The sequence below is a fragment of the Antarctobacter sp. genome, assembly GCF_048262615.1.
GTDB lineage: Bacteria > Pseudomonadota > Alphaproteobacteria > Rhodobacterales > Rhodobacteraceae > Antarctobacter.
The window spans coordinates 144,267-159,748 of sequence record NZ_JBLXFB010000007.1; the positions used below are offsets into that span (position 1 = coordinate 144,267).

Annotated in this window: 19 protein-coding genes; 5 read left to right on the forward strand and 14 right to left on the reverse strand. The window is 65.0% G+C overall.

Annotated features, from left to right (window positions below; all coding sequences use genetic code 11):
- The 8 genes from ACN0S5_RS10065 to ACN0S5_RS10100 all read right to left on the reverse strand — a co-directional run.
- A partial coding sequence (locus ACN0S5_RS10065; protein ID WP_417208136.1) for a biotin carboxylase N-terminal domain-containing protein occupies window positions 1-131 on the reverse strand: 131 nt, incomplete at its 3' end.
- Between the two features lie 84 nt (window positions 132-215).
- Complete coding sequence (locus tag ACN0S5_RS10070) at window positions 216-425, reverse strand: hypothetical protein (RefSeq protein WP_417208050.1); 210 nt, start codon at window positions 423-425, stop codon at window positions 216-218.
- Between the two features lie 138 nt (window positions 426-563).
- On the reverse strand, window positions 564-782 hold the full coding sequence (locus ACN0S5_RS10075; RefSeq protein WP_417208051.1) for a hypothetical protein: 219 nt from the start codon (window positions 780-782) through the stop codon (window positions 564-566).
- A 358-nt stretch (window positions 783-1,140) separates the two neighbouring features.
- Window positions 1,141-1,503: a hypothetical protein gene (locus ACN0S5_RS10080; RefSeq protein ID WP_323771389.1), complete on the reverse strand. Its 363-nt coding sequence runs from the start codon at window positions 1,501-1,503 to the stop codon at window positions 1,141-1,143.
- A gap of 132 nt (window positions 1,504-1,635) precedes the next feature.
- On the reverse strand, window positions 1,636-1,779 hold the full coding sequence (locus ACN0S5_RS10085; RefSeq protein ID WP_162846276.1) for a hypothetical protein: 144 nt from the start codon (window positions 1,777-1,779) through the stop codon (window positions 1,636-1,638).
- A gap of 214 nt (window positions 1,780-1,993) precedes the next feature.
- Entirely contained in the window at window positions 1,994-2,494 is a 501-nt protein-coding gene (locus ACN0S5_RS10090; protein ID WP_417208052.1) for a DUF6497 family protein, read from the reverse strand.
- The gene (locus ACN0S5_RS10095; protein ID WP_417208053.1) at window positions 2,494-2,835 is read right to left on the reverse strand and encodes a hypothetical protein; all 342 of its coding nucleotides are present in this window, start codon (window positions 2,833-2,835) and stop codon (window positions 2,494-2,496) included. Before ACN0S5_RS10095 ends, ACN0S5_RS10090 begins: the two co-directional genes overlap by 1 nt.
- Before the next feature lie 132 nt (window positions 2,836-2,967).
- Window positions 2,968-4,500, reverse strand: a complete 1,533-nt coding sequence (locus tag ACN0S5_RS10100) for an acyl-CoA carboxylase subunit beta (protein WP_417208054.1) — start codon at window positions 4,498-4,500, stop codon at window positions 2,968-2,970.
- Between the two features lie 177 nt (window positions 4,501-4,677).
- Between ACN0S5_RS10100 and ACN0S5_RS10105 the strand changes: the two genes are divergently transcribed.
- Window positions 4,678-5,904 (forward strand): multidrug effflux MFS transporter, encoded by a 1,227-nt coding sequence (locus tag ACN0S5_RS10105; protein WP_417208055.1) that lies wholly within the window; start codon window positions 4,678-4,680, stop codon window positions 5,902-5,904.
- A gap of 56 nt (window positions 5,905-5,960) precedes the next feature.
- Window positions 5,961-7,361: a helix-turn-helix domain-containing protein gene (locus ACN0S5_RS10110; RefSeq protein ID WP_417208056.1), complete on the forward strand. Its 1,401-nt coding sequence runs from the start codon at window positions 5,961-5,963 to the stop codon at window positions 7,359-7,361.
- Window positions 7,362-7,699: 338 nt separating this feature from the next.
- Here the strand turns inward: ACN0S5_RS10110 and ACN0S5_RS10115 are convergent, their stop codons facing one another.
- Genes ACN0S5_RS10115 through ACN0S5_RS10135 form a run of 5 tightly spaced genes read right to left on the reverse strand, consistent with a single transcriptional unit; the run spans window position 7,700 to window position 11,593 of the window.
- Window positions 7,700-8,392, reverse strand: a complete 693-nt coding sequence (locus tag ACN0S5_RS10115) for an N-acetylmuramoyl-L-alanine amidase (protein WP_417208057.1) — start codon at window positions 8,390-8,392, stop codon at window positions 7,700-7,702.
- 6 nt (window positions 8,393-8,398) lie between these two features.
- Window positions 8,399-9,106, reverse strand: a complete 708-nt coding sequence (locus ACN0S5_RS10120; RefSeq protein ID WP_417208058.1) for a hypothetical protein — start codon at window positions 9,104-9,106, stop codon at window positions 8,399-8,401.
- A gap of 29 nt (window positions 9,107-9,135) precedes the next feature.
- Window positions 9,136-10,623, reverse strand: a complete 1,488-nt coding sequence (gene gatA / locus ACN0S5_RS10125) for an Asp-tRNA(Asn)/Glu-tRNA(Gln) amidotransferase subunit GatA (protein WP_417208059.1) — start codon at window positions 10,621-10,623, stop codon at window positions 9,136-9,138.
- Complete coding sequence (gene gatC / locus ACN0S5_RS10130) at window positions 10,620-10,907, reverse strand: Asp-tRNA(Asn)/Glu-tRNA(Gln) amidotransferase subunit GatC (RefSeq protein WP_417208060.1); 288 nt, start codon at window positions 10,905-10,907, stop codon at window positions 10,620-10,622. Before gatC ends, gatA begins: the two co-directional genes overlap by 4 nt.
- A 35-nt stretch (window positions 10,908-10,942) precedes the next feature.
- Window positions 10,943-11,593, reverse strand: a complete 651-nt coding sequence (locus ACN0S5_RS10135) for a ceramidase domain-containing protein (protein WP_417208061.1) — start codon at window positions 11,591-11,593, stop codon at window positions 10,943-10,945.
- 134 nt (window positions 11,594-11,727) lie between these two features.
- On the opposite strand from ACN0S5_RS10135, the gene ACN0S5_RS10140 reads away from it, so the two are divergent.
- Window positions 11,728-12,420 (forward strand): metal-dependent hydrolase, encoded by a 693-nt coding sequence (locus ACN0S5_RS10140; RefSeq protein WP_417208062.1) that lies wholly within the window; start codon window positions 11,728-11,730, stop codon window positions 12,418-12,420.
- Window positions 12,421-12,561: 141 nt separating this feature from the next.
- On the opposite strand, the gene ACN0S5_RS10145 is transcribed toward ACN0S5_RS10140, so the two are convergent.
- The gene (locus ACN0S5_RS10145) at window positions 12,562-13,119 is read right to left on the reverse strand and encodes a hypothetical protein (RefSeq protein WP_417208063.1); all 558 of its coding nucleotides are present in this window, start codon (window positions 13,117-13,119) and stop codon (window positions 12,562-12,564) included.
- Between the two features lie 96 nt (window positions 13,120-13,215).
- On the opposite strand from ACN0S5_RS10145, the gene ACN0S5_RS10150 reads away from it, so the two are divergent.
- Entirely contained in the window at window positions 13,216-14,217 is a 1,002-nt protein-coding gene (locus ACN0S5_RS10150) for a hypothetical protein (protein ID WP_417208064.1), read from the forward strand.
- Window positions 14,218-14,287: 70 nt separating this feature from the next.
- The gene (locus ACN0S5_RS10155) at window positions 14,288-15,448 is read left to right on the forward strand and encodes an exo-alpha-sialidase (RefSeq protein WP_417208065.1); all 1,161 of its coding nucleotides are present in this window, start codon (window positions 14,288-14,290) and stop codon (window positions 15,446-15,448) included.
- The last annotated feature ends 34 nt before the right edge of the window (window positions 15,449-15,482 follow it).

Below are 15,482 nucleotides of genomic sequence, written 5' to 3' on the forward strand. Positions count from 1 at the left end.
ACCGTCTTGATGCCCATCTTGCGGGCGGTCTTGATGACCCGGCAGGCGATTTCGCCCCGGTTTGCGATCAGGATCTTGTCGAACATGTCTGTCCCTTCTTCTTGGCGCCGTTCGGGCGCGCATCTGCACATGCAAACGCCGCCCGGACCCTGCGGTCCGGACGGCGTTGAAACGGTACGGGGGCAGCGCGTGTCAGGCGCCCGCCGATGATCTGGTTACTTTCTGCACAACTCCGGTGTGACGTCGTCACAGACGACGCCGGCTGCGCCGCCGATGGCCGCGCCCGCAGCCACGCTGCGCCCGGTCGCTGCGGCACTGGCCGCGCCAATGCCCGCGCCCATGACGCCGCGTTCAAGGTCTGTGCCTTCGCAGGCCGCAAGGCCAAGGGTTGCGGCAAGAGCGACGGAAAGGGTGATGATACGCATGAGGAAGCCTCCTTGTCCCATGTCAGAACGACAGGATGATGAAGGGCAAACGTGTCAGGCGAAAGATCGTTCCGCGCGGCTTTCATCCGGTTGGCGGGTTCCAGCGCATGATGCGCGACAACCCGCCGGAGCGCGGTCTCAGCAGCGCGAGGGGTAGGTGCTGCAATAGGCGATATTGGTTGCGACGCCGACGGCGGCACCGGTGAGGACATTGGTGTCCAACGCCACGGCAGAGGCCGCCCCGGCCCCGGCGCCATAGGCCGCCTGCTCGCCAAGGTTGTCGCCACAGCCCGCCAGCACAGTGGCCGCGCCAAGGCAGAGGGCAAAGGGATAGCGGATCGTGATGTCTGTGCGCATGTGAGGTTCTCCTCATCTCGGGTCGACTGCTCCGAGACGACACAACACCATCGGGACCGGAATTGCCAGCGCCATTCCCCGGCCCCGCGATCCGGGCGCGGGAATCCGCCAACCCTTTGGTAGCATACAGGTTTTTCGGATATAGAGAGAAGATGGGGCGACCGGGCCGGGGACTGACCTGGCCGCCCCGAGGGGGGTTGGGATGCGCGGGGACGAAGGGACGGTATGGGACCCGGGCCGCGACCCAAGGTCACGCTTACAGAATCCTGCGGCTCTGCAAAGCCCGCAATGCGCGGAAAGAATCCATCGGCAACGCCCCGCGCAATCTGGCCGGGAACTGGCAAGATTACGCCCACGTTCATTCCCAGTCCTCCGACTCGTCGAAGGCCTCGGGAAAGGCGGCGCGGGCGGCCTGTTCGTCGATGACCAGAAGCGCCTCGTAGCTCTCCGGATCGAACGGGTCGTCAACCGGCAGCACCTCGCGGCCAAACAGCCACGACAGGCGGCCTGCGTCCAGATTGCCCCGCTCGAACGGTTCGGTTCCGAAGTGACGCCAGAGCGCGGCCATAAAGGCGGTGTCGGCGCGGCGGTCCGGCGGACGACGGTCGCGATAACGTTCGCGGCGGGTGATCGGCGAGACGCCCTTGGGATTGGCGCGGCGAATGACAAACTGATAGTCGGTGCCGCTGAGGCGGCCGGGGAATCCGCGATGCTTCAGCATGTGCCGACCTCCGGCACATGGGCGCGCGCATCGGCGTGGCGCGAAAGTCGGCGGCGACCCTGCCGGGGTCCGCACGCTGCCCCGTTGGTGCGGGAAAGCGGGACGGACGCACTGGCCCGCCCCGATAGGTTCTTACTTGTACTTGCCTGTGTAAACCGGCTCGACCGAGATGGGCTCGGGATCGACGACGATATACTCTTCTTCTTCTTGCTGCGCGCAAGCCGAGACGCCTGCGATGACAGCGAACATGGCAAGCAGTTTGATGCTCTTGGACATCGTCTACTCCTGTCTAGTGCAATGAAACATTCAGCGCGCAAGCGCCCTGCCTGTCCCCGTTCTGAGGTTTCGATTGCTTGGGTGCAATCACCAGCGAACCTAACCGAGGGTTGTGGAAAAAGATACGCCGCCCGTGGCAACGATTCGCGCTGTGACACAGAAGCCGCAAATACTTGTCCACATGAGAGTCGAGCCGCAAGATATTGTGGAGTCATTAAAAAGCTTCCCAAATGCAGAGGTCGCTTTCGACCGTGTAACTTTCGAAAAATTGGGTGACGCCGGGTGTCATGACGCCGAATTCCACCGGCGCGGACATCAGCGTGATCACGATTTGCGACGGCGCGCCGCCCTCTTGGGTGATGCGTTGCAGCGCGTCCTGGGTACACAAAAGCTCCATGTCCCCGGCCACATCGGCAAAGGGCAAACCGTCTTGCGCCAGATTTGGCGCGATGTAGCGCACCCGCCAGACCGGCGGCTGCGCGATGATGTCATGCAGTTCGATCTCAAGCCCCGAGGTCGGCAAGACCTGCTGCGCGGCGTCCAGCGGCACGGCAAACAGCCCGGCAATGGCGGCAGCGCCCAGCCTGATGACTTTCGGATGTGAGATCTTTAGGCGGCAGCCCCGGCACCAGCGGGTTTTGACACCCGCGGCTCCTCCCACCGGGGCCGCCTTGGCCTCGGGCGCGCCCGAGGCTGTATTCCGTGACACCCGCATCAGGCGTCCTCCCCCGCACAGACCATCCAGCGCGCGCGATGCGCAGGACTGTCGAGCAGATCGCGGATGCGGCCCTCTGTGCCCGGCGGGGTCCGCCCCGAGAGGCGACCGCCAGCGCGCACGATCACGCCGTCTTCCGTGGCGGCAACTTCTACCACGGGAGAAAAACCGCGCAAGTGCTGAAATGTGCGCCAGAGATCCTGCCGGATCTGCCGCGCCAGCCAGGCCGCCCGCACCGGCGGAAATCCACTGATCGCGGCCACGTCGAAACGCGGCGGCCAGTGGCGGGCCAGCACATAGCGCCCGTCCTTTTCATGGGTATGCCAGCCGTTCCGCCTCATGCGGGTACTCCGCCGCCGTGCCTGCACCGGACCGATGCGGACCACAGGCCGACGCCCGCCGCCCGCGCGACGGCCGTGACCGGGTGAAACGCCATGTCTTGACCGCGTGTCATGCCACCTCTCCCCATGCTGTCAGAGCGGGATGTTGTTGTGCTTTTTCCACGGCATGCTCTGCTGCTTGTTGCGCAACATCGCAAAGGCCTTGGCCACCCGCCGCCGGGTCGAACGCGGCTGGATCACCTCGTCGATGAACCCGCGTTCCGCCGCGATGAAGGGATTGGCAAAGCGGTCTTCGTACCGGTCCGCATGGGCCTGAATCTTGGCCGGGTCGCCCAGATCGGCGCGGTGAATGATCTCTGCCGCGCCCTTGGCCCCCATCACGGCGATCTGCGCCGTCGGCCAGGCATAGTTCACGTCCGCCTTCATATGCTTGGAGGCCATGACGTCATAAGCCCCGCCATAGGCCTTGCGGGTGATGACCGTGACCATCGGCACGGTGGCCTCGCCATAGGCGAACAGCAGCTTGGCACCGTGCTTGATGACACCGTTGTATTCCTGCGCGGTGCCGGGCAGGAAGCCGGGCACATCGACAAGGGTCAGGATCGGGATCTCGAAACAGTCGCAGAAGCGGACAAAGCGCGCGGCCTTGCGGCTGCTGTCGATGTCCAGCACGCCCGCCAGCACCATCGGCTGGTTGGCGACAACACCCACGGTCTGCCCTTCGAGACGGATGAACCCAGTGATGATATTGCCCGCGAAATCCTGCTGGATCTCGTAGAAATCCCCCTCATCCGCGACCTTGGTGATCAACTCCTTCATGTCGTAGGGCATGTTGGGGTTGCTGGGGATCAGGGTGTCAAGGCTGGCCTCGATCCGGTCGACCTCATCAAAGAAGGGGCGCACCGGGGGCTTTTCCCGGTTGTTCAGCGGCAGAAAATCCACAAGGCGGCGGACCTCGGCCAGCGCCTCGACGTCGTTTTCGAACGCGCCGTCCGCGACGGAGGATTTCTTGGTGTGGGTCGAGGCCCCGCCCAGTTCCTCGGCGGTGACGATCTCATTGGTCACCGTCTTGACCACATCGGGGCCGGTGACGAACATATAAGAGGTGTCCTTCACCATGAAGATAAAGTCGGTCATGGCAGGCGAATAGACCGCGCCGCCCGCGCAGGGCCCCATGATGACAGAGATCTGCGGGATCACGCCCGAGGCCTCGATGTTCTTTTGGAAGATGTCGGCATAGCCCGCCAGCGCATCCACGCCTTCCTGGATGCGGGCACCGCCGGAGTCGTTCAGACCGATGACCGGCGCGCCGTTCTGCATCGCCATATCCATGACCTTGCAGATCTTCTGCGCATGGGTGGCCGAAACCGACCCGCCAAGCACGGTAAAGTCCTGCGAGAAGACATAGACCATGCGGCCGTTGATGGTGCCCCAGCCGGTGACAACGCCGTCACCGTAGGGACGGTTCTGCTCCATGCCGAAATCGGTGCAACGGTGGGCGACGAAGGTGTCGTATTCCTCGAAACTGCCCTCATCGAGCAAAAGCTCGATCCGTTCACGCGCCGTCAGCTTGCCCTTGGCGTGCTGGCTGTCGATGCGTTTCTGCCCGCCGCCGAGACGTGCGTTCTCGCGGCGGTCATGCAATTCCTGGATAATGTCTTTCATCTGCGACCCCTTCCGGTTTGGGCGGAAAATACAGGGGAAACGCGGGGCCTCAAGGGATTCCTCGCAAATTTGCAAACAGGCAAATCCCCACATGGTGAATAGTGCAAATTAGCGAACCGACGCCAAAAGCCGTGCTAGCATTGGACAATCCCCGAAACGCGGCATACCGATACTGCCATGCAAACCACAAATCAGGTGCGGTTCCTCGACCGCAGCACCCCGCCGCATATTGTCACACTGGTTCTGCTGGCCGGAATGTCCGCGCTGGTGATGAATATTTTTGTGCCGTCGTTGCAGATCATGGCCGAATGGTTTGAGACCGATTACGCGGTGATGCAGTTTTCGGTATCCGGTTATCTGGCCGGGAATGCGGTGTTGCAACTGTTTATCGGGCCGATCTCGGACAAGCTGGGGCGCAGGCCGGTCATTCTTGGCGGAATGGTGATTTTCGCGCTGGCCACCGTCGGCTGCCTGCTGGCGACCAATATCACGGTTTTCCTGATCTTCCGGATGCTACAGGCCAGCGTCGTCGTCGCCATGGTCCTCAGCCGCGCCGTGGTTCGCGACCTCTATCCGCCGAACGAGGCCGCCTCGATGATCGGCTATGTGACCATGGGCATGTCGCTGGTGCCGATGCTGGCCCCCATCGCGGGCGGCTGGCTGGCGCAGAATTACGGCTGGCATGCGAATTTCTGGCTGATGCTGGCGCTCGGGCTGGCGCTGATCGCGCTGTGCCTGCGCGATCTGGGCGAGACGACAACCGCCAGCGGGCTGACCCTTGGCCAGCAGTTCCGCGAATACCCCGAACTGTTCCGCAGCCCGCGTTTCTGGGGCTATGCCCTGGCCTGCGCGTTCTCCTCCGGCGCGTTCTTTTCCTATGTCGGCGGCGCCTCTTATGTGGGGATCGAGGTGTTTGGCCTGTCAACCACGGTGCTGGGGTTCTTCTTTGGCGCGCCCGCCGTGGGTTATGCGCTAGGCAACTTCCTGTCGGGGCGGTTTTCGTCCCGGATCGGGATCAATTCCATGGTGCTGTGGGGCGGCGTGATCGTGTCCGGTGGCATGGCGCTGTCGCTGGTGGTCTTTGCGATGGGGCTGGGCAATGCCTGGGTTTTCTTCGGCTTCATGACCTTTGTGGGGTTGGGCAACGGGTTGACGATCCCCAATGCCACCGCGGGCGCGCTGTCGGTCCGGCCCGGTCTGGCGGGCACCGCCTCCGGTCTGGCGGGGGCGATCATGCTCGGGGGCGGCGCGGCACTGTCGCAACTGGCCAGCGCGCTGTTGCAACCGGGCAGCGGGGCGTGGCCGCTGCTGTGGATGATGTTCTTTTCCGGCCTTGCATCTGTCGGGGCGATTTTGGTGGTGATCCGGCGCGCCCGGCAATTGCGGGGGCTGGACGCCGCCTGACAAAATTTGCATCTTCGCGCGACGATTAAGCAAAGATGCAAAACCGGAATCCCCGAATGGCCACCCAGAAACTCTACGCCGGCGCCAAGCTGCGCGACATCCGCACCCGTTTGCACCTGACGCAAAAGGATTTCGCCGCCAAGCTGGGGATCTCGCTGCCCTATCTCAACCAGATGGAGAACAACAACCGCCCGGTCAGCACCACGGTGGTGTTGGCCTTGGCGCAGGAGTTCGGCTACGACGTGACCGAACTGGGCCAAGGCGATGCCGAACGGCTGGTCACCGACATGCGCGAAGCGCTGGCCGATCCGGTCTTTGGCGAAAGCACGCCGCAACTGGCTGACCTGCGGCTGACCGCCTCGAACGCGCCGGTTCTGGCGCGCGCGTTCCTTGCCCTGCACCGCGCCTACCGGCAGACGCATGAACGCCTCGCCTCGCTGGATGAGGCCCTGGGCCGCGAAGGCGCACAGCTACAGCCCAGCCCGTGGGAAGAGGTGCGGGATTTCTTCCACTACTGCGACAACTACATCGACGCGGTGGACCGCGCCGCCGAACATTTCGCCCAGCTGCACGCCGGTGAGACCAATATCCGCAGCGCCTGCATTGACAGGCTGGAGGCGCGCGGCATCACCGTCCGCCTGTCCCAGACAGCACCGATGCGCGCCTTTGACGAAGAGCGTCAGGAACTGATGCTGTCCTCGCTGTTGCCGGTGGAAACGCAGACCTTTCAATTGCTGGTGCAGGTGGCGCTGTTCCGCCAGAACCAGTTGCTGGAGGCGACGCTGGACCTCGCCCGGTTCCAGTCCGAAGAGGCCCGCGCCATCGCCAAGCTGGGCCTTGCCAACTATTTCGCCGGGGCCGCGATGATGCCCTACAAGGCGTTTCTGGCCGCCGCACAGGAAACCCGGCACGATCTGGAACTGCTGGCAGCGCGCTTTGGCGCCTCGGTCGAACAGGTGGCGCACCGGCTGTCGACCCTGCAACGCCCCGGTTCCAAAGGCGTGCCGTTCTTCTTTGTGCGGGTCGATCAGGCGGGCACGATCACCAAACGCCACTCGGCCACGCGGCTGCAATTTGCCCGCTTCGGCGGGGCCTGCCCGCTGTGGAACGTCCACCGTGCCTTTGAGACCCCGGGCCGCTTTCTGCGCCAACTGGCGGAAACCCCGGACGGCGTACGCTACATCAGCCTTGCGCGTGATGTGTCCAAAACCGGCGGTCACTTTGGCGCGCCGGTGCGCCGCTACGCGATCTCGATCGGCTGCGAGGTGCGCCACGCCGCCGCCCTCGTCTACGCCGACGACCTCGATTTCACCCGCGCCAGCGCGTTTGAACCCATCGGCATCAGCTGCCGCATCTGCGAACGCACCCATTGCCATCAACGCTCTGTCCCGCCCTTGGAAAAGCGCCTGACCACCACCCCCAACCGCCGCGACGTGCTGCCCTACGGGTTAGAATAGACCCGCCACGCCGGCCGCGATCTTCGTTCCGGAGCCAGCCTCTCGCCGCGCGGACCGAACGACAGCGCCGGACGGTCGGGACAAGCGAAATCGCGGAGGGCCCCGCCGCTCCACGCGCCAGCATCGCGGCTTGACGCGGCCCGGCGGGAGACCGCTATTTCGCTTGGCGCGGGCGGTCGGCGCTGTCAGGTCCAGAGCGGGGCGAGAGGATGGGTCAGGGACGAAGATCTTCGTTCTGGTGAAGTCAGAAGCTGCGCGCGCTCTCCACACCCGAACCACCCGTGGGACACGTCACCTCGCCAAGGGCGGAAACCAGCGCGCGGTCGCGCTCCTCTGGATCACGCCCCCGCCGGACCCCGACAGGGATAGCGTTCGGCCAGATCCGCCATGATGGCGCAATCGGTGCCGTCCAGCGGCCCCGTCGCCGAGGGGCGGAACCGCAGCCTGACGGCGTTCAGCACGTCCGGTTTCGTCTCGGGCGTCACCTCATAGCCAAACGCCGCGCAATCCTGCCAGAACCGCGCCGCATCCAGACCACCACCCCGCACCTCTGGCCAGACCGCCAGCCCGAGCCGTGCCAGCCGTTGCCAGTCGAACCGCCCACCGGGGTCGGTCTTGCGGCCCAGCGCGGTGTCGGAGTGGCCCACAACCCGCTCCGGCGGGACGGTCCAACGGGTAAAGAGGCCTGCAAGCACCGCCTCCAGCACCGCCATTTGCGGCTCCGGGAAGGGATGAAAGCCGGTGTTCGCCAGTTCGATGCCGATGGACTGCGAGTTCACGTCAGCCGCCCCGCCCCATGTCCCCTGCCCGGCGTGCCAGGCGCGGTCACTTTCCTGCACCAATTGCCACAGCCGCCCGTCTTCGGCGATCACGTAATGGCAGGACACCTCGCTTTCAGGCGCGCACAGCCAGTCGCGCGCCGCCTCCGCCGTGGTCATGGCGGTGTAATGCAGAACAACCATATCCGGCGCAGAGGGTCCGCGCCGATCCCCGAAGTTCGGCGAAGGATGCCAGATCGGCTCCGGCGTCATAGTGGATCAGCCGCCGCGCACCGCGCGGAACGGTGCCGGATTCCAGCGACAGGCAAAGCCGTCGCCATCCGGGTCCAGACCCTTGCGGTCTTTCTCGGGGCCGCCCAGCGCCAGGAAATCCTCCTGCGCAAGATCGGCAGAGGCATAGGCCGCACAGGCCCGCTGCGACCGCGAGCTGCCGTTGAAGGAGGATCGTTTGTACAGCGCCGTGCCCACCGGGTTGGTGGTGCGCAGGGCGTATTCCACGATGTTGGGCGCGTCAGAGCCGGGCCGCTTGGGCAGCGCCTCGGGCTGGATGACGGAATATTGCGCGCGGTTGCGCTGAATCATCGCGGCGTCGGCGGCGATGTCGCGGGTCGCGGACACGGCGGTAAAATCGTTCTCGCCGGAAATGCCGCGTGCGTTGGCCACCACCGGCGGCGCCGGATTGCCGGGGGCCGCATCGACAGGGGGCACACCGGAATTGAGCGCGCGGGCCGCAGCGGCGGCGACGACATCGCTCTCGTCGATCGGGCCGGACTGCACCGGCGTCGCCGCCGGGATCGACGCCGTCTGCCCGTTCAGCTGCGCCTCGCGGCGCGCGGCATAGTCATCGTAACTGCCAAAGCCCACGCCTGCGCCCGGATCGGGCACTTTCGCGCCGCTGTCGGGCACGATGGGTTCGCAGGCCGCCACCGCAAGCGCCGCCAAAATCAGGAATCGGGTCCGCATCATTCGTCCTGTCTGCTCTTTTGCGGCCCGCCCTACCACCATTTAACCGGTTTGGCCACAAATCCTGCGGCCTGCTCCAGCGCATAGGCGCAATTCAGCAGATCACCCTCTTCCCACGGCCGCCCGATCAGTTGCAGACCCAGCGGCAGCCCCTGCTTGCTCAACCCCGCAGGCACCGAAATCCCCGGCAGACCGGCAAGGTTCACCGTCACGGTGAACACGTCGTTGAGATACATCTGCACCGGATCGGCCTCTGTCATCTCACCCAGACCAAAGGCGGCAGAGGGCGTCGCGGGCGTCAGGATCGCGTCCACGCCCTGCGCAAACACATCCTCAAAGTCCTTCTTGATCAGTGTCCGCACCTTGCGCGCGCGGTTGTAATAGGCGTCGTAGAACCCCGCCGACAGCACGTAGGTGCCGACCATGATACGACGCTTGACCTCTTCGCCAAAGCCTTCGGCACGGGTCTTTTCGTACATCTCGGTGATGCCGTCGCCCTGTGCCAGCTTTGCCCGGTGGCCATAGCGCACCCCGTCATAACGCGCGAGGTTCGAGGACGCCTCGGCGGGCGCGATCACGTAATAGGCGGGCAGTGCGTATTTTGTATGCGGCAGGCTGATGTCGACCAGCTTGGCGCCCGCATCCTGCAGCATCTTGCGCCCTTCGGCCCAAAGCGCGTCGATCTCCTCGGGCATCCCGTCCATGTGGTATTCGCGCGGAATGCCGATGGTCTTGCCCTTGATGTCGCCGGTCAGCATCGCCTCGAAATCCGGCACTGCAAGGTCGGCGCTGGTCGAATCCTTCGGGTCATGGCCGCACATCGCCTGCAGCATGATCGCGGCGTCGCGCACGTCCTTAGCCATCGGCCCGGCCTGATCCAGCGACGAGGCAAAAGCCACGATTCCCCAGCGCGAACAGCGCCCGTAGGTCGGCTTGATGCCCGTAATGCCGGTAAAGGCCGCGGGCTGGCGGATCGAGCCGCCGGTGTCGGTGCCCGTCGCCCCAAGGCAAAGGTCCGCCGCCACCGCCGAGGCCGACCCGCCAGAGGATCCGCCCGGCGTCAATTGCGCGTCGTCATTGCCGCGCCGCCACGGGTTCACCGCGTTGCCATAGGTGCTGGTCTCATTCGATGAGCCCATGGCGAATTCGTCCATGTTCAGCTTGCCCAGCATGACCGCGCCCGCGTCAAACAGCTGGCTGGTCACGGTGGATTCGTATTCCGGCCTGAACCCGTCAAGGATGGCAGAGGCCGCCTGAGAGGCCACACCCTTGGTGCAGAACAGATCCTTGATGCCCAGCGGAATGCCGCACAACGACGGCGCATCGCCCGCCTTGATCCGCGCATCGGCGGCGGCGGCCTGTGCGCGCGCGATCTCTGGCGTCTTGTGGACAAAGGCGTTCAGCGCACCGGCCTTGTCGATGGCGCTCAGGCAGGCCTCGGTCAGGTCCACGCTGGTCACGTCGCCCTTGCGCAGCGCATCGCGCGCCTCGGCGATCTTCAAATTCGTGAGATCCGTCATTCCACCACCTTCGGAACCGCAAAGAAGCCTTCGCGCGCGTCGGGCGCGTTCGACAGGATCTTGTCCTGCATATTGCCGTCGGTCACCCCGTCCGTGCGCCGCTTGAGCCGCATCGGCGTCACCGACACCATCGGCTCGACGCCCTCGACATCCACCTCGTTCAACTGCTCGATGAACCCAAGGATGTCGTTGAAGGATTGCGCCAGCGCGGGCAGATCATCGCTTTCCACCTTGATGCGGGCAAGTTTCGCCACGCGCGCCGCTGTCTCGATGTCGATCGACATGGGGGCCTCATTCGTTTCCGGATCAAGGGCAGGCTTTAGCGCCCCGCCTGCCGCGCCGCAAGCACATGGCGCGTCCAGACCGCGATCATCCAGCCCAGCATCACCGCATTGAGCAGATGCCACAGGAAATGCGTACCGATTGGCAGCGCGGCGCACAAAGGCCCATCAAGAATGCGCGCCATCATCGACACCAGCAGGATCACCACGCCGATGGCCAGTCCCCGCGCGGTGTCCGGCGCGCGGCGGCGCAGCAGCACGGCATAGATGGCGATCAACAGCGGCACTGGCGCATAGCTGGCGGTGCCGCCCAGTCCGGGGACCAGAGCAAACAGCGGCGCGGTGACGGCGGCAAAGGGAATGAACAACCCCGTCAGCCCCAACGCGGGCCAAAGCGACAGCCCCCAGAAATCGCGGTTTGCGGCGTAGATATAGACCAGCACAAAGATCAGGATCGGCACCACATCCGCGATCCCCGCCCAGGGCTGCGCAAAGGTGTGAAACAGGAACGACCCAAAACCGATCACGCCAAGGATCAGGCAAAGCACCCGCCCCAGCCCGAAGGTGCGCCGCCACAGGACCACCGCCGCCAGCACAAAGGCCGCGTTGGTCACGGCGTTCAGCGGCTCCGCCCAGAACTCTGGCCCCAGCCGCTCGCAATATCCGTCGATGGCCCGCGTCCAATCCATGTTTCTTCTCTGTCCAAATACCCCAAACAACATCTGCCACAGGGCGCAGGCCTCCGACAATCCGGCCCCTCGGACAGACTGGTCTCGGGCTGCCGACATGTTAGGCTTGGTCAGAACCAGCAAGGGAGGTTTTCATGCAGATCATCTGGCTTGGCCACGGCAGTTTCCGAATCGAGATCGGCGGCGAGGTGCTGCTGATCGACCCGTGGATCAACGGCAACCCCATGATGGAGGGGCAGGACGCAGAGGCCGCCATCGCGGGGGCGACACAGATCCTGGTGACGCACGGCCATTTCGACCACACCAATGATATCGTCGAGATCAGCCAAAAGACCGGCGCGCCGGTGTCGGGGATGTATGAACTTGCGTCCACGCTGGTGGGCATGGGGGCTGTCGAAGGCAATGCCTTCAATACCGGCGGCACGGTGCGGTTTGGCGCGGTGGCGGTGACCATGGTTCCCGCCTCGCACAGCTCCTCGATGGCGGTGGACGGGGCGGCCCGCTACATGGGGTCAGAGACGGGCTTCATGATCGCGGGCGAGGGTCACACGATCTATCATTCCTCCGACACCGCCATCATGGCCGACATGGGCTGGATGGGGGCCTATTTCAAACCCGACATCGGCATCCTGTCGGCGGGCGGCTACTACACCATGGACATGCAACAGGCGGCCTGGGCGGCGCGGGAATACTTTGATTTCAAGACGGTGATCCCCGGCCATTACCGCACCTTCCCGGCGCTTGAACAATCGGCCGAGGTGTTGGCCAAGGGCCTGCCGGGGGTGGATGTGATCGAGCCGCAGGTGATGCAGCCGATCACGGTCTGATCTTCGGGCCTGTTCCTTGGTGAGACCCGAAGCAAGGCAACCGCGCCAAAGGCGCGCCGAGAACGGGTCGGTGGGCGGGCGATGCGGCCCGCAGGGACGCGAGTCCCGTCCCCGACCCGTCAGGGGATTTTCAGGGGATCATCAGGGGATCATGGCCCCCTGACGGTTAAAGCTGACCTTCTCGGTCGTCAGGTCGTCATAAATCACCTCCACCGTCATGCTCTCGACCGACTTCAGCGGGAAGGCACGATAGGGCAGCCCGTCGTCGGGCAGCATGGCGTTGGGGGCATTGGTGTCCTCATGGCAGTCGGGCAGCGGCCAGGGTTCCGGCGCGGCCCCGTTGATCCCCACATGGATCGCCACCAGCCCGCAGCGCCATGCCCAGAGGTGGGTGACGTAGACAAGATCCTGACCGTCGAACTCGCGCACCGCGATCCAGTTGGCGCGGGTCGCGCCCAGGATCGGTTTGACCTCGACCGCGGTGGTAAAGCGGCCCGTGGCAACCTGTTGTTCGGCGGTATAGGGCAGCACGCGCTCCGGCCCCGGATCGGCTTCCGAACTGGGCGGCGGCGCTTCGTCCGAGCGACTCAGCGCGTCGGCGGCCTCGACCTTGGGGGCGGGGGCGGTTTCGACCCGCTCGGCAGCCCCGTCCGGTCCGCCGCTGGCGATGGCAATGACGATAAGAATAAGATCGAGCATAAGGCGCGTCCTGTCTGAAATTCCCGGTTCAGGCCGCTTTCGATGCGGTCCCCGCCCGCCTATAGTGCCGACAAAAGGGCAACGGGCAGGATCACCATGACACGCGAGGGCGGCGCGGCTCAAACTGTAAATATCCTGATCGTGGCGCAGGCCGGGCGGCTGTCCTATGAGGCGGTGCTGTTTGCCGCCTCGCTTCAGGCGCAGGGAGAGGACCGCTTTCGCCTGATCGTGGCGGAACCCGCGCCGGGGCCGCTGTGGGACACCGATCCCCGCATCCGCCAGCCAGAGGTCCGCGCGCTGCTAGAGGATCTGGGCGCGGAAATCCGCCCCTTCGAGGCGCAGCATTTTGGCGCCTCCTATCCCTATGGCAACAAGATCGAGGCGCTGCGCGTCTTGCCCGAGGGAGAGCCGTTTGTCTTTTTCGACACCGACACGCTGATCCTTGACCGCCTGTCGCGGGTGCCCTTCGATTTCGACCGCCCCACCGCCTCCATGCGGCGCGAAGGGACATGGCCGCAGATCGAACTTTACGGGCCGGGCTACACGCAGACCTGGAAGGCGCTCTATGATCGGTTCGGACTGGACTTTGACAGCAGCCTCGACCTGAGCTGGCCGGACGAATACTGGCAGCGATATCTGTATTTCAACGCCGGGTTTTTCTTCTACAAATGCCCCCGCCTGTTCGGCGACCGCTTTGTTGACTATGCCCTGACGGTGCGCGACGACCCGCCCGCCGAACTGGTCTGTCAAAGCCTTGACCCCTGGCTGGATCAGGTGGTCCTGCCGCTGGTGATCCATGGGCTGGGCGGCGCGCGCGACACCCTGCCCGAGGGTTTGCTGGACGGCGAGGTCAGCTGTCACTACCGGGTGCTGCCGCTGCTCTATGCGCGCGAGGCGGACCGGGTGGTCCAAGTGCTCGAAGAGATCACCGCGCCCAACCGGGTCAAGAAGGTGCTCAAGGGTTATGACGCGATCAAGCGGATGATCTATCAGGAGCGCGGTCAAAAGGTGCGCGCGTTGTTCGACCGGAACGACCTGCCCCGCCGCGAACAGGCGATCCGCAACAAGATCAAGCGCGAGGGATTCTGGATGCGCTAGGCGCAGATTTGACGCCCTGTCCTCGCCACCCCGTGATATGCTTGGCGCGCGATCAGGACGAGGTGATTTGATGTCGGATTTTGTCACGGTGCTGGTGGGCACCACCAAGGGTCTGTTCCTGCTGCGCTCTGACGCGGCGCGGTCGGACTGGACGGTCAGCGGGCCGCTTTGCGACGGCTGGACCGTCAACCACGCCATCGGCGACGCGGCCAGCGGCGCGCTCTGGGCCGGGGGTGGCAATGAATTTCACGGGGCCGGTGTCTGGCGGTCGACCGATGGCGGCGACAGCTGGACTTTGACCAAACTTGCCGACGGCAACATGGACGAATGGATCCGCAACGATCCCGACACCGCCGCCTTTTTCGGGGCAGAGCCGCAGCCGCCCGCCCCTTTCTCTGGCCGGGTCCAGTCGGTCTGGTCGCTGGGGCGGGTGAACGGCAAGCTTTACGCCGGGGCCAAGCCCGCGACGCTGTTTGTCAGTGAGACCGGCGGCGAGACGTGGGAGGCCGTCGAGAGCCTGACCGATCACCCCTCGTCCGACAGTTGGCAGCCCGGTGGCGCGGGGCTGACGCTGCACACGATTGTCAGCAGCCCGGACGATCCGGCGAAGATGTGGCTGGGCATTTCCTCTGCCGGGGTCTTTGCCACCGAGGATGGCGGCACCAGCTGGGAGCGGCGCAACCGGCTGTCCAATGCCGAGGCCTGCGGCCATCACCATCACCCCGCCGCCCCGAGGGACGGGGAGACCGGGCATTGCGTCCACAATCTGGTGCGGGCGGGCGGTGCGGGCGACCTGCTGTACCAGCAAAATCACCACGGGGTCTGGCGCTCTGCCGATGGGGGGCGCAGTTGGGATGACATCACCGAGGGGCTGCCCTCGACCTTTGGGTTTCCGGTGGCGGTGCATCCCGATCAGGCCGGCACGCTTTGGGTGCTGCCCTTGAACGGGGACAGTGCCGGGCGGTATCCGCCCGACGCCTCGGCGGCGGTCTGGCGGTCGCGCGATGGCGGCGATAGCTGGGAGGCGTGCCGGGAGGGGCTGCCGCAGGCGCATTGCTATTTCACCGTGCTGAGGCAGGCGATGGCCACCGACCGGGCCGCCGCGCCGGGGGTTTATTTCGGGACCAACTCGGGGTCGATTTTTGCCAGCTTTGACGAGGGCGACAACTGGTCCGAGATCGCGCGGCATCTGCCCACGGTGCTGTCTGTGGAGACGGTGACAGCGGGGTGATCCTGCCGCTTGTCCACGCGTGGACAGAGACCGC